General features: G+C 70.5%; 29 protein-coding genes and 1 tRNA gene. 15 read left to right on the top strand and 15 right to left on the bottom strand.

Annotated features, from left to right (window positions below; genetic code table 11):
* Positions 1-207 precede the first annotated feature (207 nt).
* Both ACQUS7_RS04660 and ACQUS7_RS04655 read right to left on the bottom strand, forming a co-directional pair.
* Positions 208-930, bottom strand: coding sequence for an alanyl-tRNA editing protein (locus tag ACQUS7_RS04660; RefSeq protein WP_435145055.1), 723 nt, complete (start codon positions 928-930; stop codon positions 208-210).
* 97 nt (positions 931-1,027) lie between these two features.
* Positions 1,028-1,606, bottom strand: coding sequence for a DUF2391 domain-containing protein (locus ACQUS7_RS04655; RefSeq protein WP_435145052.1), 579 nt, complete (start codon positions 1,604-1,606; stop codon positions 1,028-1,030).
* 272 nt (positions 1,607-1,878) lie between these two features.
* Between ACQUS7_RS04655 and ACQUS7_RS04650 the strand changes: the two genes are divergently transcribed.
* The 3 genes from ACQUS7_RS04650 (at position 1,879) to ACQUS7_RS04640 (ending at position 5,235) form a co-directional block, all read left to right on the top strand.
* Positions 1,879-2,331, top strand: coding sequence for a response regulator (locus ACQUS7_RS04650; protein ID WP_435145049.1), 453 nt, complete (start codon positions 1,879-1,881; stop codon positions 2,329-2,331).
* 1 nt (position 2,332) lies between these two features.
* On the top strand, positions 2,333-4,414 hold the full coding sequence (locus ACQUS7_RS04645) for a bacterio-opsin activator domain-containing protein (RefSeq protein WP_435145046.1): 2,082 nt from the start codon (positions 2,333-2,335) through the stop codon (positions 4,412-4,414).
* 389 nt (positions 4,415-4,803) lie between these two features.
* Complete coding sequence (locus tag ACQUS7_RS04640) at positions 4,804-5,235, top strand: universal stress protein (protein WP_435145043.1); 432 nt, start codon at positions 4,804-4,806, stop codon at positions 5,233-5,235.
* Positions 5,236-5,257: 22 nt separating this feature from the next.
* Here the strand turns inward: ACQUS7_RS04640 and ACQUS7_RS04635 are convergent, their stop codons facing one another.
* The 7 genes from ACQUS7_RS04635 to gap form a co-directional block, all read right to left on the bottom strand.
* A complete protein-coding gene (locus tag ACQUS7_RS04635; RefSeq protein ID WP_435145040.1) occupies positions 5,258-6,130 on the bottom strand; it encodes a VOC family protein in 873 nt (290 codons plus the stop codon).
* Between the two features lie 60 nt (positions 6,131-6,190).
* The gene (gene gcvPB, locus ACQUS7_RS04630) at positions 6,191-7,744 is read right to left on the bottom strand and encodes an aminomethyl-transferring glycine dehydrogenase subunit GcvPB (protein WP_435145038.1); all 1,554 of its coding nucleotides are present in this window, start codon (positions 7,742-7,744) and stop codon (positions 6,191-6,193) included.
* On the bottom strand, positions 7,744-9,087 hold the full coding sequence (gene gcvPA, locus ACQUS7_RS04625) for an aminomethyl-transferring glycine dehydrogenase subunit GcvPA (RefSeq protein WP_435145036.1): 1,344 nt from the start codon (positions 9,085-9,087) through the stop codon (positions 7,744-7,746). Before gcvPA ends, gcvPB begins: the two co-directional genes overlap by 1 nt.
* 201 nt (positions 9,088-9,288) lie before the next feature.
* A complete protein-coding gene (gene gcvH, locus ACQUS7_RS04620; RefSeq protein ID WP_435127257.1) occupies positions 9,289-9,669 on the bottom strand; it encodes a glycine cleavage system protein GcvH in 381 nt (126 codons plus the stop codon).
* Between the two features lie 119 nt (positions 9,670-9,788).
* Positions 9,789-10,949: a glycine cleavage system aminomethyltransferase GcvT gene (gcvT, locus tag ACQUS7_RS04615; protein WP_435145033.1), complete on the bottom strand. Its 1,161-nt coding sequence runs from the start codon at positions 10,947-10,949 to the stop codon at positions 9,789-9,791.
* 95 nt (positions 10,950-11,044) lie between these two features.
* A complete protein-coding gene (fer, locus tag ACQUS7_RS04610; protein WP_435145030.1) occupies positions 11,045-11,800 on the bottom strand; it encodes a ferredoxin Fer in 756 nt (251 codons plus the stop codon).
* Positions 11,801-11,971: 171 nt separating this feature from the next.
* A complete protein-coding gene (gene gap, locus ACQUS7_RS04605; protein WP_435145027.1) occupies positions 11,972-13,021 on the bottom strand; it encodes a type I glyceraldehyde-3-phosphate dehydrogenase in 1,050 nt (349 codons plus the stop codon).
* 120 nt (positions 13,022-13,141) lie between these two features.
* Here gap and ACQUS7_RS04600 point away from each other — a divergent pair, with 120 nt between their 5' ends.
* Together ACQUS7_RS04600 and ACQUS7_RS04595 are read left to right on the top strand one after the other, a co-directional pair.
* A complete protein-coding gene (locus ACQUS7_RS04600) occupies positions 13,142-13,525 on the top strand; it encodes an Hsp20/alpha crystallin family protein (protein WP_435127265.1) in 384 nt (127 codons plus the stop codon).
* A gap of 147 nt (positions 13,526-13,672) precedes the next feature.
* Positions 13,673-13,918: a DUF7120 family protein gene (locus ACQUS7_RS04595; protein ID WP_435127267.1), complete on the top strand. Its 246-nt coding sequence runs from the start codon at positions 13,673-13,675 to the stop codon at positions 13,916-13,918.
* 48 nt (positions 13,919-13,966) lie between these two features.
* On the opposite strand, the gene ACQUS7_RS04590 is transcribed toward ACQUS7_RS04595, so the two are convergent.
* Positions 13,967-14,914, bottom strand: coding sequence for an ATP-grasp domain-containing protein (locus ACQUS7_RS04590; RefSeq protein WP_435145023.1), 948 nt, complete (start codon positions 14,912-14,914; stop codon positions 13,967-13,969).
* Between the two features lie 187 nt (positions 14,915-15,101).
* On the opposite strand from ACQUS7_RS04590, the gene ACQUS7_RS04585 reads away from it, so the two are divergent.
* Positions 15,102-15,758, top strand: coding sequence for an HVO_0476 family zinc finger protein (locus ACQUS7_RS04585; protein WP_435127271.1), 657 nt, complete (start codon positions 15,102-15,104; stop codon positions 15,756-15,758).
* A 185-nt stretch (positions 15,759-15,943) separates the two neighbouring features.
* Here the strand turns inward: ACQUS7_RS04585 and ACQUS7_RS04580 are convergent, their stop codons facing one another.
* Both ACQUS7_RS04580 and ACQUS7_RS04575 read right to left on the bottom strand, forming a co-directional pair.
* Positions 15,944-16,579, bottom strand: a complete 636-nt coding sequence (locus ACQUS7_RS04580; RefSeq protein ID WP_435145251.1) for a DUF2306 domain-containing protein — start codon at positions 16,577-16,579, stop codon at positions 15,944-15,946.
* Between the two features lie 12 nt (positions 16,580-16,591).
* Positions 16,592-16,981, bottom strand: a complete 390-nt coding sequence (locus ACQUS7_RS04575) for a hypothetical protein (RefSeq protein ID WP_435127273.1) — start codon at positions 16,979-16,981, stop codon at positions 16,592-16,594.
* 408 nt (positions 16,982-17,389) lie between these two features.
* On the opposite strand from ACQUS7_RS04575, the gene ACQUS7_RS04570 reads away from it, so the two are divergent.
* The 3 genes from ACQUS7_RS04570 (at position 17,390) to ACQUS7_RS04560 (ending at position 19,886) form a co-directional block, all read left to right on the top strand.
* Positions 17,390-18,055: a protein-L-isoaspartate(D-aspartate) O-methyltransferase gene (locus ACQUS7_RS04570; RefSeq protein ID WP_435145018.1), complete on the top strand. Its 666-nt coding sequence runs from the start codon at positions 17,390-17,392 to the stop codon at positions 18,053-18,055.
* A gap of 103 nt (positions 18,056-18,158) precedes the next feature.
* The gene (locus ACQUS7_RS04565) at positions 18,159-19,091 is read left to right on the top strand and encodes a methyltransferase domain-containing protein (RefSeq protein ID WP_435145015.1); all 933 of its coding nucleotides are present in this window, start codon (positions 18,159-18,161) and stop codon (positions 19,089-19,091) included.
* Between the two features lie 21 nt (positions 19,092-19,112).
* A complete protein-coding gene (locus ACQUS7_RS04560) occupies positions 19,113-19,886 on the top strand; it encodes a protein-L-isoaspartate O-methyltransferase family protein (protein ID WP_435127279.1) in 774 nt (257 codons plus the stop codon).
* Between the two features lie 15 nt (positions 19,887-19,901).
* Here the strand turns inward: ACQUS7_RS04560 and ACQUS7_RS04555 are convergent, their stop codons facing one another.
* Positions 19,902-20,369: a DUF7382 domain-containing protein gene (locus ACQUS7_RS04555; protein ID WP_435127281.1), complete on the bottom strand. Its 468-nt coding sequence runs from the start codon at positions 20,367-20,369 to the stop codon at positions 19,902-19,904.
* Between the two features lie 74 nt (positions 20,370-20,443).
* Between ACQUS7_RS04555 and ACQUS7_RS04550 the strand changes: the two genes are divergently transcribed.
* The 4 genes from ACQUS7_RS04550 (at position 20,444) to ACQUS7_RS04535 (ending at position 22,690) form a co-directional block, all read left to right on the top strand.
* Positions 20,444-21,601: an ATP-binding protein gene (locus ACQUS7_RS04550; RefSeq protein WP_435145010.1), complete on the top strand. Its 1,158-nt coding sequence runs from the start codon at positions 20,444-20,446 to the stop codon at positions 21,599-21,601.
* 3 nt (positions 21,602-21,604) lie between these two features.
* Positions 21,605-21,949 (top strand): fluoride efflux transporter FluC, encoded by a 345-nt coding sequence (locus tag ACQUS7_RS04545; RefSeq protein WP_435127285.1) that lies wholly within the window; start codon positions 21,605-21,607, stop codon positions 21,947-21,949.
* Entirely contained in the window at positions 21,946-22,311 is a 366-nt protein-coding gene (locus ACQUS7_RS04540) for a fluoride efflux transporter FluC (RefSeq protein ID WP_435145006.1), read from the top strand. Before ACQUS7_RS04545 ends, ACQUS7_RS04540 begins: the two co-directional genes overlap by 4 nt.
* 109 nt (positions 22,312-22,420) lie before the next feature.
* On the top strand, positions 22,421-22,690 hold the full coding sequence (locus ACQUS7_RS04535) for a hypothetical protein (protein ID WP_435127289.1): 270 nt from the start codon (positions 22,421-22,423) through the stop codon (positions 22,688-22,690).
* A 44-nt stretch (positions 22,691-22,734) separates the two neighbouring features.
* Here the strand turns inward: ACQUS7_RS04535 and ACQUS7_RS04530 are convergent, their stop codons facing one another.
* Together ACQUS7_RS04530 and ACQUS7_RS04525 are read right to left on the bottom strand one after the other, a co-directional pair.
* The gene (locus tag ACQUS7_RS04530; protein WP_435127291.1) at positions 22,735-23,094 is read right to left on the bottom strand and encodes a hypothetical protein; all 360 of its coding nucleotides are present in this window, start codon (positions 23,092-23,094) and stop codon (positions 22,735-22,737) included.
* Between the two features lie 179 nt (positions 23,095-23,273).
* Positions 23,274-23,346 (bottom strand) — tRNA-Asp (locus ACQUS7_RS04525).
* 438 nt (positions 23,347-23,784) lie between these two features.
* On the opposite strand from ACQUS7_RS04525, the gene ACQUS7_RS04520 reads away from it, so the two are divergent.
* Both ACQUS7_RS04520 and ACQUS7_RS04515 read left to right on the top strand, forming a co-directional pair.
* Entirely contained in the window at positions 23,785-24,015 is a 231-nt protein-coding gene (locus ACQUS7_RS04520; protein ID WP_435127293.1) for a DNA-directed RNA polymerase subunit H, read from the top strand.
* The gene (locus ACQUS7_RS04515; RefSeq protein ID WP_435127295.1) at positions 24,012-25,577 is read left to right on the top strand and encodes a DNA-directed RNA polymerase subunit B''; all 1,566 of its coding nucleotides are present in this window, start codon (positions 24,012-24,014) and stop codon (positions 25,575-25,577) included. The genes ACQUS7_RS04520 and ACQUS7_RS04515 overlap by 4 nt, the downstream gene beginning before the upstream one ends.

Here is a 25,577-nt window from a genome sequence, read left to right as displayed (position 1 = left end):
CTCCGGTATCCGTATCCAACATAAATCCCTTCGTGCCCGAGTATCACCGGTGAAAACCGCGGTGGCGACGGTGGCGGCGGCGACGATGGCGGCGACGACGGTGACGACGGCGACGCGTGTCGGTGACGCCCGGTCGGCAAGCCGGGTCAGCGACGCGGGTCAGCGTCTGCGGTTCGCTGCCGGTCAGTAGCCGCGGGGTCGTACCGGTCAGTCGTCGCGCAGCGTGAACGTCACGCGCTCCCTGTCGCTTCCCTGCGTGGTGCGGCCGGTGACGTCGACGCGGCCGAGTTCGGCGGTCGACGCGACGTGGGTGCCGGCGCAGGCGGTCCGGTCGAACGGGTCGGACTCGTCGCCGATTTCGACGATGCGGAGCTCCGTGATGGACTCGGGGAGCAGGTCGATTCGGGTGCGCTCGGTGTCGAGTTCCGCCTCGGCGGCGTCGCGGTCCATCGTGTAGTGCCGCACCGCCAGCGCGTCGTCGACGAGGTCGTTCATGCGGGCCTCGACGTCGTCGAGGTCGTCGGCCGAGAACTTCGGGTACTCGGCGTCCAGCCGGGCGCGGTCGTCGTACAGCTGGTTGCCGACGGTCGGCGCGTCGAACTCGTCGAGCAGCACCGCCGAGAGCAGGTGCTGGGCGGTGTGGTACCGCATGTGGGCGCGCCGCCGCTCCCAGTCCAGTTCCGCCTCGACGACGTCGCCCTCGGCGGGAACGTCGCCGTCGACGGTGTGGTATATCGTGTCCTTCTTCTGGACGTCCGTGACGGTCGCCTCGCCGCCGTCGAACCGGAGCGCCCCGGTGTCGTTCGGCTGGCCGCCGCCGGCCGGGTAGAAGTGGGTGCGGTCGAGGACGACGCGGTCGTCGAGGACGCGCTCGACGGTCGCCTCGAACGACGCGACGGAGCTGTCTGCGAGATACAGCTGTTCGGTCATACGCGACGGAAGCCGGCCGCGGCGGATAACGGTTCGGCTCGCGGAGACTCGGGCCGGCGGCCGGCGGCAGCCGGCTCTTGCGACGCCGGCTGCGACGTCAGCCGGGGAGGAGGTCGCCGAGCGCGGCGCCGACTGCCATCGGGACGAAGGCGGCGAGGACGCCGCCGGCGGCGAGCATCGGGTCGCTCCAGTCGACGCGGCCCCAGACGGTCATGCCGGCGAGCGCGGCGAGGAAGGCGACGCCGAGCACGCCGACGAGCCGCCGCGGGACGACGCCGAACAGCGGGTCGCGGACGCGGACCTCCTGGATGTCGGCGACGTAGATGATGCCGACGACGAGCGCGACGGTGAACAGCGCGGTGGCGACGAACGCGAGCGGGTGGGCCGCGAGGAACTCGCCGACCTCCAGGGTGCCGCCTTCGACGAGCATCGGGATGCCGAAGACGACGCTGCCGAGCAGCGCCTCGGCCAGGTCGCCGCGGTCGAAGCCGTGAATCACCTTCCCGAAGACGCTCGGCGTCGACATGTCGCGGGCGGTCCGCATCGCGTCGCGGACCTGCACCCGCTCGTCGTGGTCGTCGACGACGGTTTCGAGCGCCTCCAGCTGCTCGATGAGGTCCTCGACGGTCGGCTCCTCGCCGCCCCCGTCGGCGCCGTCGTCGCTCCCGGAACTCATGGCCGTTCCTGCCCGCGGCGACGATAAAAGCGTTCGCGTCCGGCGGCCGGCCGGCCCGAGCCGTCACCGGCGGCCGATTCTGTCGGCGACGAAACGGACAGAACGACCGGGGCAACAAGGGATTTAAACCGGGGAGGCGGTTATAGCGGCGAAATGAGTAGCGGGACGACCCGTCCGGGGACACCCCGGGGGCCGGGTCTGCGTCCGGCAGCCCGAGCAGGCCGCCGTTCGCGGTCGACGTTCACGAACCGTTCAGCGGCCGAGGGAAGCCGATGAGCAGCCCTCGCGACGCGGAGCCGATAGACATCCTGCTCGTCGAGGACAACCCCGGCGACGTCCGGCTGACGAAGGAGGCGTTCGCGGACGCCAAACTCGCGAACGACCTCCACGTCGTCACCGACGGCGAGGCCGCCCTGAAGTTCCTGTTCCAGCGCGGCGAGCACGCGGACGCGCCGCGACCGAACCTGACGCTGCTCGACTTGAACCTCCCGAAGGTCGACGGACTGGACGTCCTCGAGGAGATGAACGACGACCCGGCGCTCCAGCGCATCCCGGTCGTCGTCCTCACCGGGTCGGAGGCCGAAGAGGACATCGTACAGAGCTACGAACACCACTCGAACGCCTACCTGACCAAGCCCATCGACCCGGACGAGTTCGTCGACCTCGTCAGGTCGTTCGAGGAGTTCTGGCTGACGCTCGTCGAACTCCCGCCCAGCCCGGACTGACATGCCCGACCAGACGCTCCCCCGAATCCTGCTCGTCGAGGACAACCCCGGCGACGCCCGGTACATCGAGGAGTTGCTGGCGGACGCCGCCGAGTTCACGGAGCGGCCGTTCGACCACGACGACCTGCTCGACGCCCGGCCGGCCGGCGCCGGCGACGGCGAGATGTTCGTCCACGAGACGCGGCTCGAAGACGGCGTCGACCGCTTCCGGACCGAGCCGTTCGACGTCGTGCTGCTCGACTTGAACCTCCCGGACAGCACCGGCATCGAGACGCTGCGGACGCTGCACCGCCGGACCGGCCCGGTGCCGGTCGTCGTGCTCACCGGCGTCAGCGACCACGAGGTCGGCGTCGAGGCGCTCCGCGAGGGCGCCGAGGAGTACCTCGTGAAAGACGAAATCAATCCGAACCTCCTCGCGCGAACCGTCTACCACGCCATCGAGCGGAAGGCGCACGAGCGGACCCTGAAGCGGTACGAGACGCTCATCGAGGAGTCGACCGACGTCAACGCCGTCATCGACCTCGACGGCACGGTGAGCTACGTCACGCCGTCGGTCGAACACGTCCTCGGCTACCCGCAGGACGCCCTCGTCGGGGAGAACACGTTCGAGTACGTCCACCCCGACGACCGGGCGGTGCTGCGCGCGGAGTTCTCGTCGCTCACCGACGACAGCACGTACCGGGCCTCCGCGGAGTTCCGGTTCAGACACGCGGACGGCTCCTGGGTCGACCTGGAGGCGCGCGGCCGGAACCTCCTCGACGAGCCGGCAATCGGCGGGCTCGTCGTCTACACCCACGACGTCACCGAGCGGAAGGCGTACGAGCGCCGACTCGAACTCCAGCGCGAGCGGCTCGCCGCGCTGAACCAGCTGAACGGTGTCGTCCACGGCGTCACCGAGGCGGTCATCGACCGGTCGACGAGACAGGAGATCGAACAGATCGTCTGTGAGCGGCTCGCCGAGTCGGCCTCCTACGAGTTCGCCTGGATCGCCGAGCACGACCGGACGACGCGGTCGGTGACGGTGCGCGCCGAAGCCGGCACCGGCGACTACCTCGACGAGGTCTCGCTGTCGATGGACCCGGACGACGAGACGGGGCAGGGGCCGACGCCCCGGGCGCTGCGGACCGGCGAGCTGCAGACGGTCCGCGACGCCGCAAGCGACGAGTCGTACGCGCCGTGGCGCGAGGCCGCAGACGAGTACGGATTCCGGTCGTCCGCCGCGATTCCCATCAGCCACGAGGACACCGTCTACGGCGTCCTGAACGTGTACGCCGACCGGGAGGACGCGTTCCGCGACGAGGAGCGGACCGTCCTCGGACACCTCGGCGAAATCGTCGGGCACGCCATCGCCGCCGCCGAGCGCAAGCAGGCGCTGATGAGCGACAGCACCGTCGAACTCGAGGTCCGGGTCCCCGACGTGTTCGACGCGCTCGGCGTCGAGGCGTCGTCGGCGGAGACGCTGACGTTCGAGCGGGCGGTCCCGGTCGACGACGACGAGTTCCTCATCTACGGCGTCGCCCCGGAGCACGCGACGTCGGTGCTCGAATCGCTCACCGAGCAGTCGGCGTACTGGACCGACTTCGACGTGGTGAGCGAGACGCTCGACGACGTCCGGTTCGAGCTCCGAACCGCCGACGAACCGGTGATGTCGCGGGTCGCCGAACACGGCGGCTCCGTCGAGCAGATGGTCATCGAAGACGGGACGCTCCGGATGGTCGTCCACCTCCCGCCCGACGTCGCCGTCCGCGCGGTCATCGAGACGATTCGGGACCGGTACCCGGAAGCGGAGCCGGTGGCGCGCCGACAGCTCACCGACCGGTCAGGCGAGAACCAGCAGCTGAAGGAGGCGTGGTCGGAGGAGCTGACCGACCGGCAGCGCACCGTCCTGGAGACCGCGTACTTCGCGGGCTACTTCGAGTGGCCGCGGCAGGCGAACGGCGAGGAGGTCGCGGAGTCGCTCGGAATCTCGTCGGCGACGTTCTCACAGCACCTCCGCGCGGCGGAGAACACGATTTTCGGCGGGCTGCTCTCCGACGGAGACGACCGGAACGACCGGAACGGACGGAACGCCCAGAACGGGTAGCGTCGCCGCCCGCCCACGGCGGCGACCTCGTCCCAACACCACTCGTGCGCTCTCGACGACCCATCCCGGCTCGTCCTCGCCCGTTTCGTCCGGTCCCCACCCGCGTCCACGGTGGTCGTCGTGCGCGGTCGCCACGGCGACCCGGCTGTGCGCCCGGTCCGGGCCGCCGTCGGCGCGCCGCGTGGAGCGTCGGCCGGACGGCGTGCATCCACAGCGTGTGTTCGGCCGGCGCGTCGGTTCGCTCGAGTCCGCGTCCCAACCGAACTCAAGCGACCTGTATCGATGCGGCGGCGCCACGTCCCGGTTGTCCCTAACACGTTTGGTCGGCCCTGCGTCAGCGTCGTTCCGCCACCGAAACACCTGTGGGGCGGGCGGGCGACGCGGCCAGTGTGACTCGACGCGTCCTGGTTCCCATCGACAGCTCCGAACAGTCCACCGCCGCCCTCGAACACGCGCTCGACGTCCACGGCGACGCCGAGTACGTCCTGGTGCACGTCGTCGACCCGAACCGCTGGATTTCCACGGGCGACGCCGAAGGCGACGTCTACTACTCGAAGGAGCTCGAAGAGTCCGCGAAGAACGCCGCGAAGGAACTCCTCGCGGACGCAGAAGCCGTGGTCCGAGAGCGCGGCGCCGCCGCCGAAACCGAGACGCTGTACGGCCCGCCCGCCCGGACCATCGTCGACTACATCGACGAGCACGATTTCGACGCCGTCGTCATGGGGAGCCACGGCCGCACCGGCATCGACCGGCTCCTGCTCGGCAGCGTCGCCGAGAAAGTCGTCCGCCGCTCGCCCGTCCCCGTCACCATCGTCCACTGAGCCGCGCAGTTCTTCCAGCCGCTCAGCGGCCGCGTTCGTCGTCCGTCGCCGCCCGCAGCAGCAGCGTGATTCCGTCGGGGTCGTCGACCGCGACCGCGTCGCCGCGTTCCCGGACCGCGGCGACGTCCGCGGCTTCGAACCGATTGCGCGCCGCCGCCACGGCGTCGCCGTCGGGGAGCACGAACTCGAACCAGTCGAGCCCGCGGCCCGTCGCCGGCGCCGTCCGGCCGTTCCACGTGTTCAGGCCGACGTGGTGGTGGTAGCCGTCCGCCGCGAGAAACAGCGCCGACGGCCCGAACGCCTGCCGCACCCGGAGGCCGAGCGCGTCGGCGTAGAACGCACGGGAGGCGTCCATTGACGACACTTCGAGGTGGACGTGGCCGACCGTCGTTCCGGGCGGCGCGGCCGACTCGCCCGCCGCGTCGGTGCGGAGCGAATCGAGGTCGAGCGGCAGCGTGTCCATCTCGACGCGGCCGTCGTCGGTCTCGGGCCACTCGCGGCGCGGCCGGTCGCGGTACAGTTCGACGCCGTTCCCCTCCGGGTCGCGGAGGTACAGCGCCTCGCTCACGCGGTGGTCGGAGGCGCCGGTGAGTTTCCACTCCGCCTCGACGCGGCCGAGCGCGTCGGCGAGCGCGCCCCGCGACGGGAACAGGAACGCGGCGTGAAACAGCCCGGTTTCGTCGCGGCCGCGCTCCGGCGCGTCGGGCGCCGCGGTCAGGACGACGAGCGGGTCGCCGCCGGCGCCGAGCACCGCGCGGTCGTCGCGGCGCTCCAGCACCGCGAGGCCGACGACGGACTCGTAAAACGACACCTGCCGGTCGAGGTTCTCGACGCGGAGCGCGACGCGGCCGACGCGGGCCGCGTCCGGAACGGCCGCCGTGGACGATTCGGTCACGTCGACCCCTTCGCGCGGCGACCCAAAAGCGGTGGCGCTGGCGGCCGGCGGAACCGGGAGTTACCGGTGATCGTCGGCGTCGGCGGTGCCGTCGGCCGCGTCGTCGACGCCGGCGCCGAGCGCGTGCCAGCTCAGCCGCGGGTTCCGGGCGGCGCTCGCCTGGTCGATGCGGCGCGCGGCGGTGTGGGTCGGCGCGGACTGCAGCGTCTCGTCGCTGTCGGCGACGGCGCCGTTGAACGCGGCGGCGAGGTCGTCGAGCGACTCGCGGCTCTCGATTTCGGTCGGCTCGGTCAGCATCGCCTCCGGCACCATCTCCGGCCACTTCGTCGTCGGCGGGTGGACGCCGTAGTCCAGCATCCCCTTCGCGACGTCGGCGGCGTCGCGGTCGCCGGCCGTCGCGGCGAACTCGTGGTGGAACGGGCCGTACGGGACGTCGAGGTCGACCTGCTCGGCGAGGTAGTTCGCGTTCAGCACCGCCTTCGCGGAGGCGTCGAGCAGCCCCTCGTCGCCGAGCCGGTGGATGTAGGCGTACGCCTTCACCAGCACCAGCCAGTTCCCGCCGAATCCGTGGACCTTCCCGACGCTGTGCTCCGGGTCGAACAGTTCGAACGCCGGAGTCCCGTCGTCGCCGTCGCTGTGGCCTTCGGCCGCGTCGCTGCTGCCGCCGGATTCGGTGTCGTCGGCCGCGTCGCTGTCGCTGCCGCCGTCGACGCGGCGGACCTGCGGCCGCGGGAGGAACGGGGCGAGGTCGTCGGTGACGCCGACCGGGCCGGCGCCGGGGCCGCCGCCGCCGTGCGGCGTCGCGAACGTCTTGTGGACGTTGTAGTGCATGATGTCGAAGCCCATGTCGCCGGGGCGGGCGCGGCCGAGCAGCGCGTTCAGGTTCGCGCCGTCGTAGTACAGCAGGCCGCCGGCGTCGTGGACGAGGTCCGCGATGGTCTCGATGTCGCGCTCGAACAGCCCGACCGTGTTCGGGTTCGTCAGCATCAGCGCCGCGGTGTCCTCGGAGACGGCGGCCTCCAGCGCCTCGACGTCGACGCGGCCGTCGTCGTCCGAGGGCAGTTCGACGACGTCGTAGCCGGCGAGCGCGGCCGTCGCGAAGTTGGTGCCGTGCGCTGACGACGGGATGATGACCTCGCTGCGGTCGTCGCCGCGGTGTTCGTGGTACGCCTTCGCGACGGCGATGCCGGTGAACTCGCCGGCGGCGCCCGCGGGCGGCTGGAGGGTCACGGCGTCCATCCCGCCGATGTCGGCGAGGTACTCCTGCAGCCCGTACAGCAGTTCGAGGTTCCCCTGCACCGACTCGGGGTCGCGGTCCGGGTGGACCGCCGCGTTCGGGTCCGCGGCGACGTCCTCCGTGAACGACGGATTGTACTTCATCGTGCAGGAGCCGAGCGGGTACGGCCCGGACTCGACGCCCCAGTTCATCTGCGAGAGCCGCGTGTAGTGCCGCGCGAGCTCCGGTTCGGACAGCGACGGCATCGTCAGCGAGTCGCGCGTCAGGTCGTCCGGCAGCACCGACTCCGCGCCCGGGTCGACCTCGGTGTCGTCCTTCTCCGCGAGCAGCGGCTCGTTCCGGTCGTCGCTGCCGTAGCGCGCCTGGTCGTGCTGCATCAGGCGACCACCTCGGCGAACGCGGCGACCAGCCCGTCCGTCTCGTCGGCGGTGAGGTCCGTGACGCACACCTGCAGCGTCTCCTCGTCGAGCGTGTGCACCGCGTAGCCGCGGTCGCGGAGGCCGTCCGCGGCCGTCGGCGCGTCGACCGGCGCGTCCGCGACGCCGACGGCGAACTCGCGGAAGTGGTGGCGGTCGTGCAGCGGCGCGGTGACGCCGTCGACGCCGTCGAGGTCGGCCGCGAGCGACGACGCGTTGCGGACGCAGTCCTCGGCGAGGCCGGCGAGGCCGTCGGCGCCGAGCATCGCGGCGTGCATCGCGGTGCGGAGCGCGACCCACGCCTGGTTCGTGCAGATGTTGGAGGTGGCGCGCTCCTTCCGGATGTGCTGTTCGCGGGTCTGCAGCGTCAGCGTGTACGCGCGGCGGCCGGCGGCGTCCTCGCTGGCGCCGACGAGCCGCCCCGGCACCTGCCGGAGGTAGTCCTCGCGGCACGCGAACAGGCCCAGCCCCATCCCGTAGCTCGCCGGGAGGCCGAGCGCGCCCGCCTCGCCGACGACGACGTCGGCGCCGACCGCCGCCGGCTCCCGGAGCAGGCCGAGCGCGACGACGTCGGTGCCGACGCAGAACAGCGCGTCGCTGTCGGCGGCGACGTCGCCGACGGCTTCGAGTTCCGGCTCGATGGCGCCGGTGACCGCCGGGTTCTCGGCGTAGACGAACGCGGTGTCGTCGTCGACGCGGTCGCCGAGCGCGTCGAGGTCGACGGTGCCGTCCCGGTACGGGTAGGTCTCGACTGCGAGGTCCGCGCCGTCGACGTAGTTGTCGAGCGTCGCGCGCTTGCCGTCGCGGAGCGCCTCCGGCACGAGCACGGTGTCGCCGGTGGCGTCGCGGACGCGGTCCGAAAGCAGCGCCGCCTCGGCGAGCGCCGACGCGGCGTCGTACATCGAGCAGTTCGCGACCGACAACCCGGTGAGTTCCACCAGCATCGACTGGTACTCGAACAGCGCCTGCAGGAACCCCTGCGTGATTTCGGGCTGGTACTGCGTGTAGCTCGTCAGGAACTCCGAGCGCGCCGAGAGGTCGTCGACCAGCGACGGCACGTAGTGGCTGTAGTGGCCGCGGCCGAGGAACTCCGTGAGGTCGTCGTTGCGGGCGAACGTCTCGCGCAGGTCGGCGCGGACCTCGCGCTCGCCGCGCCGCGGAATCCCGAACTCGCCGTCGAACGCCACCGACTCGGGGATGTCGAACAGGTCCGCCTCGCTGTCGGCGCCGACCGCCTCGAGCATCGCCGCGGTGTCGGCCGGCGAGTGCGGCGCGTACGGCGACCCCGCGTCGCGTCCGCTCATCGGCGCACCGCTCCTCCGCGCACGTCACGTCCGTGTCGTCCGAGGACCGAAACCCGTCCACGTCTGTTCATAGGTGTGGCTACGACGCGGGAACCAAGAGTCGTTCGTTCCCGGTTCAGCCGGCCGGCACCGGCCGTCTCGCGGCGGGACGAGTCGTCAGCGCGCCGACTGCCGACGGCTCCGGCGGGCGGGCGGGCCGCCTCACTCGATCTGGCCGCGGTAGTCGTCGGCGCCGAGCAGGTCGTCGAACTCCGCCTCGTCGCTCGGGTCGACTTCGAGCAGCCAGCCGTCGCCGAACGGCGCCTCGTTCACCAGTTCGGGCGCGTCGAACAGCTCGTCGTTGACGGCGACGACCTCGCCGGACACCGGCGCGTACAGGTCCGAGACTGCCTTGATGGACTCGACGACGCCGAACTCCTCTCCGGCCTCGATTTCGTCGCCCTCCGCGGGCAGCTCGACGAACACGACGTCGCCGAGTTCGTCCTGCGCGAAGTCCGTGATGCCGACGCGGTGGGGCGGCTCGGTGCTGACCCACTCGTGCGATTCGCGGTACCGGTTGCCGTCGGGAACGTCGAAACTCATCGGCGTGGGAGGTGGGTACTCCGGTTCGGTGCTAAAGTCCTGCCCTTCGCGTCGGCGGTGCGGTGGCGGTGGCGTCGGCAGTGCGGTGGCGTCGGCAGTGCGGTGGCGTCGGCGGTGCGTCAGTTGAACGGCGGCTGAACGACCTTCGCGCGCTTCTCCTTGCCGCGGACGACGACGTTGACGGTCGTCCCGGGGTCGGTGAAGTCGACGGGGAGGTAGCCGAGCGCGATGGGGCGGTCGAGCGACGGGCTCATCGTACCGCTGGTGACGACGCCGACGACGTGGCCGTCCTCGTCCGTGACGTCGTAGCCGTGCCGCGGGACGCCGCGGTCGAGCAGTTCGATGCCGACGAACCGCTCTTCGACGCCGGCGGCCCGCTGTTCGGCGAGCGCGTCGCGGCCGACGAACGACGTGTCGAGGTCGACCGCGAACCCGATGCCGGCCTCGAACGGCGTCCGCGGCTCGTCCTCCGGGTCGAAGTCCTGCCCGGACAGCAGGAACCCCTGCTCGATGCGGAGCGTGTCGCGCGCGCCGAGCCCGCACGGCGTGCACTCGTCGACGAACGCGCTCCACACCGCCTCCGCGTCGCCCCACGGCGCCAGCACCTCGAAGCCGTCCTCGCCGGTGTAGCCGGTCCGGGACACCCAGCAGTCGGCGCCCGCCACCGTCGCCTCGGTCGCCTCGAACGAGTCGAGCGACAGCACGTCCGCGTCCGCCTCGTCGTCGACGACGCCGGGCGCGTCGGGCCCCTGCACCGCGAACATCGCCCAGTCCTCCGTGACGTTCCGGACCTCCGCGTCGAGGCCGTCGGCGTCGCGGGCGTCGACCCAGCGCTCGTGCATCTGCTCGTCGTGGCCGGCGTTCGGAATGAACAGGTACGCCGCGGCGTCGGCGTTCGCGTCGCCTGCGTCGTCTGCGTCGGCCGCGTCCCGCGCTCCGCCGGCGTCGTCCGGTACGCGGTCGTCCGGCAGCCGGTAGACGACGGTGTCGTCGAGCAGCACGCCGTCCTCCCGGCAGATGCCGGCGTACTGGGCGTCGCCGGGGTCGAGTTCGGCGACGTCGTTCGTCGTGAGCCGCTGCAGCAGCGCGGTCGCGTCCGGGCCGACGACCTCGATTTCGCCCATGTGGGAGACGTCGAAGACGCCGGCCGCCTCGCGGACCGCGGCGTGTTCGGTCCTGATGGAGTCGAACTCCACCGGCATGTCCCACCCGCCGAACTCGGTGAACTTCGCACCGCGGTCGGCGTGGACATCGCGCAGCGGCGGCTTCCGTAAGGCCATGTCGGACGGTCAGACGGCGGGGAGTAATGTCTTGTTATCCCGACGGACCGGCGTGCGGACGCCGCGTCCGCCGGCGCCGCCCGTCTCGGCCCGGGTCAGTCGTTGAGCAGCGTCCGCTCGAACCGGTCGGCGGGCAGCCGCAGGTCGTCCAGCCCCGGGAGGTGCTTGACGTTGTAGACGACCTTCAGTTCGTCCGTCAGCGGCGCGCCGATGCAGGACAGCCGGAAGCCGCGGTCGAGCATCTCCTCGGAGAGGACGTGGTTCGCCGGCATGTCCAGTTCGCCCTCCACCACCGCCACGGCGCAGTTCGCGCAGGCGCCGCCGCGGCAGGCGTACGGCCACGCGAACCCGCGGTTCTCGGCGGCCTCCAGCAGCGACTCGGGCGGCTCCACGAGGAACTGGCCGTAGTCGTCCGGGTCGAGGTCGGCGTCCGCGGCGGCGTCGAACAGGTCGTCGTCGTCGAGGCTCCAGCCGCGGTCCGCGACCACGTCGTAGTTCAGGTACTCGACGCGCGCCGTCGTCTGCCGAGACGGCGCCCCCTCGTCCCCCGACCCGCTCCCCGACCCGCTGCCGGACTGCTGCCGGGCGGCGCCGGGTGACCGACCGTTCTCTCCGCCGCTAGCCTCGTCGCCGTCGGCGTCGCCGTCGGCGCCGCGGCTGCTCGGCCGCACGTCGACGTCCGCCCAGTCGCCCGACTGGAGCTCCTCGTACGCCGCCCGGACCGCCTGGAACTCCTCGGCCGACCCGCCGTGGTCCGGATGCGTCTCGAGCACCCGACGCCGATACGCGCGCTCGATTTCCTCGTCGTCGGCGTCCGCGTCGAGCCCGAGCACCTCGAACGGAGAATCCACGATGTGGCGACGGTTGGTGTTCGCCGGAGTAAACGCTGTCGCGTCTCGCCGTTTCCGCGTCGAGGCCGCGCTCGGAGCGAGCGGACAACCGGGTCGGCGGAAATCAGGTCTGCGGGAACCGAGTCGGCGGAAAATCGGGTCGGCCGTGGCGTCGGTCGGTCTGCGGCCGGGTCAGTTGTCGTCGACGTAGGCCGCCACGTCGAGCATCCGGTTCGAGAAGCCGTACTCGTTGTCGTACCACGTCAGAATCTTCGCGAGGCCGTCCTCGCCGACCGTGTTCGTGGAGTTCAGGTCGACGTACGACGAGAACGGCAGGCCGTTGATGTCGCGGGAGACGACCTCGTCGTCGGTGTATCCGAGGACGCCGGCGAGCGGGCCGTCGTCGGCGGCTTCGCGGAACGCGGCGTTGATCTCCTCGGCGGACGGCGACGATTCGAGGTCGACGACCAGTTCGGTGATGGAGCCGTTCGGCACCGGGACGCGCATCGCCATCCCGTCGAGTTTGCCCTGCAGCTGCGGCAGAATCTCGGTGGCGGCCTGCGCGGCGCCGGTGGACGTCGGCACGATGTTCTCGGCGGCGGCGCGGCCGCGGCGCGTCTTCCCCTTCGGGCCGTCGACGAGGTTCTGCGACCCGGTGTAGGCGTGCACCGTCGTGAGGAGGCCGTGCCGGATACCGAACTCCTCGTCGAGCACCTTCGCGATGGGCGTCACGGAGTTCGTGGTGCAGGAGGCGTTCGAGACGACGCCCTCGCCGTCGTACTCGTCGTGGTTGACGCCGTAGACGAGCTGTTTCACGTCCTTCTCTCCTTTCGGCGGCGCGGAGATGACGACGGTGTCGGCGCCGGCGTCGAGGTGCCGGGAGGCGTCGTCGTGGGTGCGGAACACGCCGGTGCATTCGAGCGCGACGTCGACGTCCAGGTCGTCCCACGGCAGGTCCGCCGGGTCCTGCTCGTCGAGGACGGGGACGGCGGTGCCGCCGATGGAGAGTTCGGCGGCGTCGGCGTCGTACGTCAAGCCGTCGAGCCGACCCATCACGGAGTCGTAGCTGGCGAGGTAGCGCATGTCCTCGCCCTCCATCACGTCGTTGATGCCGACGAGTTCGATTCGCGGGTCTTCGAGCACCGCGCGGAAGACGTTCCGGCCGATGCGGCCGAAGCCGTTCAGGCCCACTCGGACCGGGCTGTCGACGTCGTCGCCGGCGGCGAGGTAGGATTTACTCATAACCGAATGACTACTGCGGCCGGACTTAACTCTTGTAGGTCTCGCGGAGGCGCAGCGCCGGGACGACCGCGCGATGCCGCGGGGAGAAGGCTTATCGGTGCGAGCGGGATACGTCGAGGTATGCGGGACGACCCCAACGACCCGTTCGGCGATATCTTCGACGAAATCGAACGGATGATGAACGAGATGGCCGGCGGCACCGGCCCGAACAGCAGCCGAGGCGACGCCGGCTTCGGCGAGGAGACGCACGTCTCCGTCTACGAGGACGACGGGGTCGTCCGACTCGTCGCCGACCTCCCCGGCGTCGACAAAGACGGCATCGACCTGCAGTGCGACGGCACGACGCTCACCATCTCCGCTCACGGCGACACCCGGCGGTTCGACGAGCGGATTCAACTGCCGGTCCGCGTCGACGAACACTCCGCGTCCGCGTCGTTCAACAACGGCGTCCTCGAAGTGACGTTCGACGCCGACGAGCAGTCCGCCGACATCGACGTCGAATAAGCCGACGCCGCCCGACCGCCGCCCCGTTCTACCGGTGAGCGACTGGCCGCCGCCGGCGAACTGCGCCCGCTACCCCTCCGACGGGCGGTGCGGTCGTCCGCGCCGCGGGGACAGAGCCTTTATTCGTCCACTCACGAAGGGACGACCGTGCCGAAAGTCGAAGTCACGCTGCCCGACCAGATCGAGGGCGAAATCAACCGGCTCGTCGAACAGGGCGAGTTCCTCAACCGCGACCAGGCGCTCGAAGACCTGCTGACCCGCGGGGTGTCCGCCTACCAGACCACCGACGACTCCACCCAGGAGATGGACGAAACCATGTTCAACCAGATGACCGAAGACCAGCAGGACCCCGCGATGCAGGAGGACGACCAGTCCGACGACTACACCTTCTAACTCCGGAACCGACGACTTCCGCGTTTTCTCCGCCTCGCAGCCCGAGGCTCAGCCGTCCGTCGCGGTGCCGTTACCGCCGCGGTCGACGACGCTGTCGCCGCCTGCGGCGTTCGACGCGGCTCGCTTGACCAGCGCGGCGACGCGGCCGTCGAAGCCGTCGTCGTACTTCGCCGCGTCGTCGACGGTCGGCCGCGCGTTCGTCTCCGAAACGACGAGCCTGCCGTCGGTTTCGAGCAGGTCCACGCCGAGCAGGCCGCCGCCGACCGCCGCCGCCGCGCGTTCGGCGAGCGCCCGGTGGCGGTCCGGCAGGTCGGCGGCGACGGCTTCGGCGCCGCGGTGAACGTTGTGCTTCCAGCGGCCCGTCGCGAGCGCGTCGTCGGGGAGTCGGCGTTCGACCGCGCCGACGCAGCGGCCGTCGACGACCATGGCGCGGTAGTCGCGCGCGCCCGGCAGGTACTCCTGGAGCAGGTACGACTTGTCGCCGGTCGCGCGGTAGTCGTGCACCAGGTCGAGGTAGTCGGTGACGCCGAGCAGCGAGTCCGGGTCCGCGACTTTCGCGATGCCGGTGCCGCGCGTCGCCGAGTTCGGCTTCACGACGAGCGGGTAGCCGACGCGCTCCGCCGCGGCGAGCACGTCGTCTTCGTCAGCCGGATTCGACACCAGCGCGGTGTCGGGCGTGTCGACGCCGGCGGCCGACAGCGTCGCCAACACGCCGGCTTTGTTGCGGGAGGCGACGACGACGTCGCGGCCGTTCACCCACGGCACGTCGAGGTGCGCGTCCAGCACCGCTCCCTCCATCAGCCGCGACGGGTACACCCAGCCGACGTCGACCGGCGGGAACGGCGAGTCGTCCGCGTCGACCGGCACGACCCGCGCCGTCGGGTCGACGTGGACGACGTCGATGTCGTGCGGTGCGAGCCGCGCCGTCAGCCGGTCGAACGTCTCCGAACTGGTCGTGACGGCCAGCCGAAGCCGCGGCGGGTCTGCGCGCGTCATCGGTTCTCGTCGTCGCTGACGGGCGGCCGCGGCATAACCGCGGTGGTCGGCGGTCGCCGCGCCGGTGACGTCTCCTGGCCGGCTGGTTTGCGGGCGGCTCTCCGCCGTGGCTCCTCCACGGGCGGCCGCGTCTGCGACGGGAGCCACGGAAACGAGAGGTTTTACGGCGTGACCCGCTACAGCGGGTATGAGCGACGCAGCGCCCGAGCAGGGTGCGCGCATCCCGGTCGACTGTCCGGGCTGCGGCACCGAGACAGTTCACGAGGTACTGAAGCCCGGCGGTCACGCGACGGTGCAGTGTACGGAGTGCGGGCACACGCACAAGGTGACGGTTGAGAAGGCGCCGACCACCGACGTCGACGTCGTCGTCTCTCAGGACGGCGAGTCGTACCCGACGTCGCTGAGCGGCGACCCCGAAGAGCACGTCGAGGTCGGCGACGAGTTCATCGTCGACACCGACGAGGCCATCCAGCAGGTCCGCGTCACGGCCGTCGAACTCGGCGGCGACCAGCGCGTCGAGGAGTCGACGCTCGAAGACGCCGAGACCGTCTGGACCCGCGTCGTCGACAACGTCGGCGTGAACGTCACGGTCCACCCGAAAGACGGCCGCCACGACGACAGCGAGAGCCGCAAACTGTACGTCCCCGGGGACTTCGAGTTCGTCGTCGGAGAAACCGAGTCGTTCGGCGACGACGAGTTCGAAATCGAGGGCATCCAGGTCCGCGACGACGCCGAGGGCTACCGCCGCGAGAAGTTCGACCACGAGGGCGACATGGTGTTCGCGAAGGACGTCAAGCGCGTCTACGCCCGCGACGAAACCACGACCGCCTGGTCCGCCTGGTAACCACGACCCACGCGGCCCTCCGCGTTCTCCCGTACTTTTCACCGCGTCCTTGGCTCCCACTACGACGGCTCTGTTGAAATCCTCAACCCGTGACAGAGTGGGGGCTGATCGGTGAGTACAGCGGAGCGGTGTGTCGGTCGGCTGTGACATGGAAGAATCGATTCTATTGGAGAGTTGAACGTGGGCTAGTACCGTCTGACGAGGAGTATGATGAGCGGTGTGCCGATCACCGTCGGCCACAACCAGCGGGCAACCGGTGGCAGAAAGACGAAATTCACGGACGAGAAGGCAGTAACCGTCGCAATGTACCCCGCTCCCATTCGGGACAGATGTTCGTAGAGCCACGCCCGTGACTCTGGCTGACCGTCTCGAAACAGGCGAATATCGCGGACGCCGAATCCAACGCTGATGCCACCGAAGACCGCCATCACCGTGCCGAACGACTCTCCCTCCACGAGTCGTAGTCCACCGAGCGTGAGGAGGCCGATGCCGACGGCAACGAGTGTGATGGACGCTCCCCAGTCGAGACCAGTTGGTGCGTCAGCTGGTCGCTTCCGCGAGAGGACGCGGTAGCCCGAGAAGACGAAGTAGAAGCTGAACACGGCGACGAGCGCGAGAAACTGCCGTGCCGGCGTGGCGTCGTAGACGAAGAGGGCGAGAGCGGACGCCGCCACGAACGCCATCGAATACACGTATGCGCGACCGAAGCGACGATGCGTGAGACCGCCTTTCTTCGTGAGAAACGCTCCCGCCCCACCGAACAATGCGACGAACCCGGCTAGAATGTGGAGGCTGAGCGTCAGTGAGTCGAGCGTCTCGATGGCAGTCACGAATTACTCCCTCGCTAACAGGGCGTACCCGATAGTCACTGGGAGCGCGTAGACGATGTGGCCGCCGACACTCCATGCCTTCTCGGGCATCGTCAGGTCGGGAAACGTTGGCGCGTGCGGATAGCCGACGGCTTGGAGCCACAGGGGCATCAGCAGGACCGAAAGCAGTGCGGTGGTCACGATGCCGACGAGAACGGCCCATCCGAGTGCGCCACGAACTGTCGTCGCTCGTGACCGGATCGGCGACCACTGAACGGCTGCAACGACTAGGACTGCAAGGGCAACCCCGTGGAATTGATGAATGACCCACCCGAGCAGGAGGTTCGGGCCAGCCAAGCCATACATATTTGGAAGCGCAAGCTCAATGAGGGGTTCTGGATTGCCGTACTGCATCATCAGACCAAGGGGGATACTGCCGAAAAACCCGGTGAGAATGGCAGCGATCCATTGTTTCGGCGGAACACCTCGGATACGTGTGGTAAAGCCCTTTCCTCGTGTTGGGGGCTCCCCGCCACCTGTCCGTGGAGAGGGCTGGGTTGACATCTACGGTACCGATAGCATATCTTGTATAAAGCTCTGTGGGGGTACTAGCCACAATCCGTTCTAGCCCGCGTTCTAACTGCGGTCGACCGCAATCCTCCATACCAGCTATTTCACAGCCGATCGTATCGAACTAATAGGGTTTCAACAGAGCCATGACAACCCCACCGAACCTCCGCATGCAGATCACCCTGCGGGTCAGACGGCTCCATTGCCGGCCACAGCGACTTTTCCGCGGCGGTCCGTAGCCGCGGTGAGCCGATGGATTTCGCCGAGGCGCGCGAAAACATGGTCGACAGGCTGGCGCGCGGGAGCAGCGTGGACGACGACGTCGCCGAGGCGCTGCGGACGGTACCGCGCCACGAGTTCGTCCCGGACGACCGCCGCGAGGACGCCTACAAGGACCGGCCGCTCCCCATCGGAGGCGGACAGACGGTGAGCGCGCCGCACATGGTCGCCGAGATGTGCGCCGTGCTCGACCCCGAAGCGGGCGACGAGGTGCTGGAGGTCGGCACCGGGTCGGGCTATCACGCCGCCATCACCGCCGAACTGGTTGGCGACGACGGCGCCGTGTACACCGTGGAGTACGACGAAACGCTCGCGGCGGAAGCCCGGGAGACGCTGGACCGGCTCGGCTACGACGACGTCGCGGTGCGCTGCGGCGACGGCCGGGACGGCTGGCCCGAGAAGGCGCCGTTCGACCGTGCGTACCTCACCTGCGCCGTCCCGGAGTTCCCGCCGCCGATTCTCGACCAGCTCCGGACCGGTGGAGTCGCGCTCGCGCCGGTGGGGACGCTGCGGCAACAACTGGTTTTCGCCCGCGTCGACGACACCGGCGAAATCGCCGACTGCGAACACCACGGACCGGTCCAGTTCGTCCGCGTCCGCGGCGCCGACGGAGCCGACGAAGACGACGGGGCCGGCTGACTGAGCCAGCGACCGAACACCGGAATCGGCCGTGGGGTTGTGGTTCCGGTGACGCGGCCGCGGAGGCAGACGTTTTTAGCCGCCGCCTCGGTAGGCCGAGTCGATGCCGATGCGAGACCGGACCGGCCTCGACACCGAGGCGCTGCTGCTCCTGTGGGCGGCCCGGGAGACGGGCGTCCTGGACGCGCTGCTGTCGAGCGCCGGGACCGCAGCGGAGGTCGCCGCGGAGACAGACGTGACTCGTGAGGCGGCCGAGACCGCCGTGCAGGCGCTCGCGGATCTCGGATTCGTCGAACGAGTCCGCGACGGATACGAGCCGACGAACCGCGCAATCGGGCTGCTGGCGAAGCGGGACGTCCGCTCCGTCGGCGCGCTTCCGCACGCGCTCGACGAACTCGACCTGCTCGTCGACCTGCCCGAGACGATGGAGACCGGCGTCCCGCCGGAGCCCCCCGACGACTGGAGCGTGAACCGGCTCGGCGCGCACGCCGCCACCGACGACGCCGCGGTGCGGTCGGCGGTCACCGCCGCGGTCCACGCCGCCCCGGAGGCCGACCGGGTGCTCGACGTCTGCGGCGGCTCCGGCGTGTACGCGGCGGAGTTCGCCGACCGCGGCTACGACGTGACGATGCTCGACGACGCCGAAACCGTCGACCGGGTGGAGCCGATGCTTCGCAGCCGCGGCGTCCGGCTGCACCCGGGCCACCCGGCCGACCTCGACGGGCCGTACGGGCTCGCGTTCGCCGGCGGCATGCTCTCCCGCGTCGACCCCGCGGAAGCCAGGTCGGTCCTGTCCGGCGTCGCGGACGCGCTCGCGGACGACGGAACCGTCGTCCTCGTCGACACCGTCGCCGACGGCTCGGACGCGGCGGTCGCGGCGTCGGTCTGCGGACTCGCGGCCGGCCACGGCGGCGCCTCCGACTCCGACGAAATCCGGTCGTGGCTCCGCGACGCCGGATTCGCGGACGTCAGCGTCGACGCGGTACCGGGGACGGAGCGCCACGCCGCGGTCGGCCACAAACGCACGGTTGATTAGCGCGTAGCCCGGAGCCGACGTATGGACAGTCCCGACCCGGACGCGCTCCGGGAGGACATGCTCGACGCCGTCGAGCACTCGCTGGGCCGCGAACCGACCGACCGCGTCCGCGACGCGATGGCCGCCGTGCCGCGCGAGGCGTTCGTCGCGGAGACGCCGTACGTCAACAGCAGCGGCGAACAGCAGGGAACCCGGGTGCTCGCTCCGGAGACGGTCGTCCGGCTGTTCGAGGCGCTCGACGCCCGCGACGGCGACGACGCGCTGCTCGTCGGCGCCGGCGTCGGCTACACCGCGGCGCTGCTCGCCGAACTCGTCGGCGCCGAACACGTCCACGCCGTCGACATCTCGCGGGAACTCGTCTACGAGGCGCGCGAGAACCTCGGCGCCGCCGGCTACGACGCCGTCCTCGTCGACTGCCGCGACGGCGCCGACGGACTCCCCGCGTACGCGCCGTTCGACCGCGTCCTCGTCGAGGCCGCCGTCGTCGACCCGCCGCGGAGACTCCTCGGCCAGCTCGCCGACGGCGGCCGGCTCGTCGCCGCCCGCGGCCGCGGCGCCGAACAGGTCGTCACGGCGTTCGAACCGAGCGGAGACGGCGGCGCAGACGCCGTCTACGAGGGCGACGCCGTGTCGCTCCGCCCGCTGCTCGTCCCGGGCGAGGAGGTCGGCGCCGGCGTCCGAAACCGGACCGCCCGCGAGGACGCCGAGTTCGCACAGCAGGGCTACTTCGCGAAGACCGGCTGGGAGCACGAGTGGATCGACTGGGACGACCGGCTCACCGGCACCGACCGCTGACCGCGACGCGCGGACTCAGCCGGCGTCGTCGGCGACCACCAGGATTCGCGTGTTGCCGCGGCGGTCCGCGTACTGGCTCCCCGCGGGCGGCTTGATGCCGACCGCGAGCGTTCCTTCCTCCTGATTCGGGCCGAGCGTCGGCGCCACCTCCACGGTCGCCTCTCCGGCCGCGCCGGTCGTCGCGGTGGCGACGCCGTCGATGTCGGCGGTGCCGTCGCGAACGACGACCGTCGCCCCCTCGACCGGGTCGCCGTCGCTGCCGACGACGGTCAACGTCACCGACTGCTGGCCCGGCGTCGTGACGTCCGGCGACGGCCGCGCGTCCAGTTCGACGACGGCGAGCCCCTGAATCCCGGACACCATGTTCAGCATGACGCTCAGGCTCGCGACGCCGACGACCAGCGCGATGACCAGCCGCACCGGCAACCCCTCGATAGCGCGTTCGTCGCCGCGAAGCGATTCGAGCCACGTTGAGTCGAGCATGGCCCTGCTGGCCGCGGCTCCGCATTTGAACCTTCGCGCGAACGTTCAAGGCAGAAGCCGCGGGCACGGCCGCCGTGGACGTCATCGGACGAACCAGCCGGCGGGACGCACCGACCGCCAGCGGCGACGAACGCAGCGGCGGCGCCGCGGACGCCGTCTCCGGCCGCGACGAGCACGCGGGGCGGCTCGGCAGGCACGTGGCGCGCGACGGCAGCACCGGCGGCCGCGTCGGCATCGACCTCGACCGGACGCACGCCGCGCTCGTCGTCGGGAAACGCGGCGCCGGGAAGTCGTACACGCTCGGCGTCATCGCGGAGGAGGCCGCCGCCGCCCCCGGCGTCGCCCCGGTCGTCGTCGACCCGATGGGCGTGTTCGCCGGCCTCGCAGCCTGCGGCGGCGTCGTTCACCGGTCCCCGCGCGTCCGCGCCGACTCGGTGCCGCCGGCGTCGTGGCCGGAACTACTCGGATTCGAGCCGAGCCAGCCCGCGGGCAGCCTGGTCTGGCGGGCGTTCACCGAGGCGTCGACCGTGGCGTCGGCGCGGTCGTTCGTCGCGGACGCGGACGCGACACGTCCGACGCGGCGCGCGGCCGGGAACGCGCTCGAACTCGCGGCGTCGTGGGGCGCGTTCTCCCCGGACGGCCTCACGGCGAGCGACCTCGCGACCGGCGGCCCGACGGTGCTGGACTGCTCGGCGTTGCCGGCGGCGGCCGCGAACGCGGTGTGCCGCGGGGTCGCAGCGGGGCTGTACGAGGCGCGGGTGCGCGGCGCAGTCGACAGGCTTCCGTGGCTGTTCGTCGACGAGGCGCACGGCTTCTTCGACGCGGCCGCGGGGCCGGCGCTCCGGACGCTACTGACGCGCGGCCGCGCCCCCGGCGTGTCACTGGTGTGCGCGACCCAGCGCCCCGCGGCGCTCCCGGACGTCGCCGTCTCGCAGGCCGACCTGGTGTTCGCCCACCGGCTCACCTCGGCGGCCGACGTCGACGCCCTCGCCGCGGCGCGTCCGACGTACCTCGGCGGCGACGTCGCCGACCGACTCCCGCGCGGCGTCGGCGACGCGCTCGTCGTCGACGACGCCGACGAGTCCACCGCAGTCGTCCGGATTCGGGAGCGCCACACGCCCCACGGCGGCGCCGACGCGAGCGCGCGGACGGCGGCGGCGACGCTCCGCGAACGCACCGAGTCGCCGGCGACCGAAACCGAAACGGAGGAGTGGCCGCGCTCGGAGCGGTGAGTCATGGACGACCGCGTCACCGGCATCGGACTCGTCGCGGCGGGCGGCGCCGTCGGCGCGGCGCTCCGATACGGCGTCGGCCTCGCGGTCGCCGGCCCGGCCGGAACGCTCCTCGTGAACGTCGCCGGCAGCCTCCTGCTCGGCGTGCTCGTCTCGCGGACGCTCCCGAAGCGCGTCCAGCTGTTCGCGGCGACCGGGCTCTGCTCGTCGTTCACGACGTACAGCACGTTCGCCGTCGACGCCGTGTCGTTCGGCAGCGCCCCGGAGGCGGCGGCCTACGTGGCGGCGACGTACGTGTTCGGCGTCGCGGCCGCGACGGCGGGGCTCGCCGTCGGAGGCGGACGATGACGGTGGCGCCCGGCGGCGTCGCGGCGGCGCTCCTGGTTGCGGTCGGCGGCGCGGTCGGCGCGGCCGCCCGTCACCTCGTCGGTCTCGCGGTTCCGGGACGCCGAGCGACCGCCGCGGTCAACGTCGCCGGGAGCGTCCTCCTCGGCGCCGTCGGCGGCGCCGTCGCGGGCGGCGCGTCGCCGACGCTGTCGCTGCTCGTCGGAGCCGGGTTCTGCGGCGCCTTCACGACGTACTCGTCGTTCGCCGTGGAGCTTCAGCGCCTGCTCGCGGAGCGAAACTGGCGGAGCGCGGCCGCGTTCGGCGTCGGCGTCCTGGTCGCCGCCCTCCTCGGCGCAGCTGCCGGATACGCCGCGGTTTCCTGAGCCGGACCGCCGGATGGAAGAAGGCGAAATCGACAGCCTCGACCGCCGCGGTTCGGAGCGCGAGAATCGGCGGGGAACGCTTAATAGCAGTCGATATTGCCGGGACCGTATGAACGACGACGTCACGCGCTGGCCGACCGCGCTGCTCGCGGAGGTGTACGCCGAACTGACCGGCGCGACCGTTGAGGTGGACGACAGTGAAGCCGACGGCGTCATCCCGACCATCACGGGGGTCGACGACCGCGGCCAGTACGTGCTCGTCAAATTCCGGGTACCGCAGTCGCTTTCGACCGCCGACACGGACTCCGCGATGGTGCAGCGCACCGACCTCGTCAACGAGACCCGCGACCGTGCCCGCGTCCACATCGACGAGTCGTGAACCGACGGCCGCGACGAACGCCCGGCGCTGGCTATCGGCGACCGCTACTCCAAGTGGGCATCCAGCGACTCGTCCGACTCGTCTGAATCGTCCGGCTCGACCGAGTCGTCAGCCGGTTCGGGGCCGCGCGCCACCCACGCCTTCTCCAGCAGCGACTCCGCGTCCGCGTCGGCGTGCGGCAGGTACAGGACGCCGGTGAACTCGGCCGAGTCGACCGGGGCGCCCGTCTCGGCGTGGACGTGCCGGACCGCGTCGGCGCGGACGCTCAGCGTCGCCGCGGAGTAGGCGTCGTCGCCGGGGTGCGGATACGCGACCAGCCACTCGCCGTCGGTCGGTCGCGCGAGCGCGCGGAACGACTCCGTTTCCCCGTCGGTCCACGTGACTCTGACTTCGTGTTCTGTCATGTCCCTGTGGACGCCGCCGCTGGCCGAAAACACCGTTGGTCGACGCCGCTGTCCACGAACCACCGGTCGTGGACGGCGGTCAAAATCAGCGTCACCGCTGGGGAACGTTGGTCCGTGAGAAAGTCTCTGACCGGAGACACAGGTCGCTACGCTCTCTGTCGGCGAGGTCCGTGAGAAAGCGCCCGGAGCGGGATTTGAACCCGCGTCACGACCGTGACAGGGTCGTATGATGGGCCACTACACCATCCGGGCTCCGTCTTGCTGCACTCATTCGTACTGGAGGGTCGTAATTAAGGCTTGTTATCCATCCCGCCCGTGTCCCGCGATACCGTGCGGCCAGTGGCTGAGAAATTGGCCGGAAGTGAACCGGCGGGGCGCTGCGGAGACCGTCGTTCAACTTCGCGGCTGCGCCCTCGGCTCTCGACGACGAACGGATTGGGTCACTCAGCGGGTCAGTGGAGCGGGAAACGCGGCTCTGCGGCGTTCAGCCGATAGCTCCGGCCGTTCGTGCGCCCGTAACATTGAAGCGGACCGGCTGAGTATGCACGGGTGTCTCACTCGTGGGGATGACTAGCCATGTCTCTCCGGCCCGCTTAACAAGGGTTAAGTGTCGGGGTCAGGTATAGCGCCGTAGTATCTCGTGAAGACTTCTCTCCAGCGGCCACGGCCGAACGACAGCACTACTCAGCCATGGTAAACGTAAGTGAACACGACCTTGTTCCGGACCACACGCTCCTCGACGACCCGTCGGACGTCGAGGAGGTGCTCGAGGAGTACAACGTCAAGAAAACGGACCTCCCGAAGATCAAGCGGAAGGACCCCGCGCTCCCGAAGGAGGCGGAACCGGGCGACGTCGTCCGAATCGAGCGTGACTCGCGCACCACCGACCGAGCGACCGTGTATCGGCTGGTGGTAGAATGAATCGGGAACGACGCCGCTCCGTCTCGCGGGAGTACTTCTCGGAGGAACGGCTCGCAGAACACCACTTCCGGTCGTTCAACAACTTCCTCGACCGGGGGATGCAGCAGGTCGTCGACGAGAAGGAGCGCATCGAGACCGACATCGGCGACAAGGAGGGCCAGGAGCCGGTGTACGTCGAACTCGGCGACGTCCGCATCACGACGCCGCGCGTCCGCGAGGCGGACGGCTCCGAGGAGCTGCTGTACCCGCAGGAGGCGCGGCTCCGCAACATCACGTACGCGGCTCCGGTCTTCATGGAGATGAAGATCATCCGCGGCGGCGAGGAGGAGCCCGAAACGGTCGTCGACCAGACCGAGACGAAGGTCGGCCGGATGCCGATCATGGTCGGCTCGAACCGCTGTAACATCTCGGAGTTCTCCGACGAGGACCTCGTCGAAATCGGTGAGGACCCGGTCGACCCCGGCGGCTACTTCATCGTCAACGGCTCCGAGCGCGTCCTGATGACCTCGGAGGACCTGGCGCCGAACAAGATTCTCGCCGAGTACGACTCGAAGTACGGCGACGAGATCCAGGTCGCCAAGACGTTCAGTCAGCGCCGCGGCTACCGCGCGCTCGTGCTGTGTGAACGGAACCGCGAAGGGCTGCTCGAAGTGAGCTTCCCGTCCGTCTCCGGCTCCGTGAACTTCGTGACGCTCGTCCGCGCGCTCGGCCTCGAATCCGACGAGGAGATCGTCCACCGCGTCTCCGACGACCCGGAGATCGTGAAGTTCATGCTCGAAAACCTGGAGGAGGCCGACGTCCAGACCGAAGAGGAGGCCATCGAGACGCTCGGCGAGCGCGTCGCCTCCGGGCAGGGGAAGAACTACCAGCTGAAGCGGGCGAACTACGTCATCGACCGGTACCTGCTGCCGCACCTCCACGAGGAGGGCGTCGAAGACGAGGAGACCCGTATCAACAAGGCGTACTACCTCTGCCGGATGGCGGAGGCGTGCTTCGAACTCGCGCTCGGGCGGCGCGACTCCGACGACAAGGACCACTACGCCAACAAGCGCCTGAAGGTGTCCGGCGACCTCATGAAGGACCTGTTCCGGACGGCGCTCAACAAGCTGTCGCGCGACGTGAAGTACCAGCTCGAACGCGCGAACATGCGGAACCGGCAGCTCACCGTCAGCACCGTCGTCCGCTCGGACGTGCTGACCGAGCGGCTCGAACACCCCATCGCCACCGGGAACTGGGTCGGCGGCCGCTCGGGCGTCTCCCAGCTCGTCGACCGGACGGACTACATGGGCGTGCTGTCGCACCTGCGGCGGCTCCGGTCGCCGCTCAGCCGGTCGCAGCCGCACTTCGAGGCGCGTGACCTGCACGCGACCCAGTGGGGCCGCATCTGCCCGTCCGAGACGCCGGAGGGGCCGAACTGCGGGCTCGTGAAGAACTTCGCGCAGGCGATGGAGCTGTCGCAGAACGTCGAGGACGAACAGGGACTGAAACGAGAACTCGCGTCCATGGGTGTCGAGGGCATCCCCGGCATCGAGGGCGTAGACCGCGCATCCGCGGACGACTGA

It is taken from the genome of Halobaculum sp. P14, from assembly GCF_051195155.1.
Lineage (GTDB): Archaea > Halobacteriota > Halobacteria > Halobacteriales > Haloferacaceae > JBNTKA01.
Note: the sequence above shows the minus strand (reverse complement) of the source record. Positions and strands in the feature narration are given on the sequence as shown.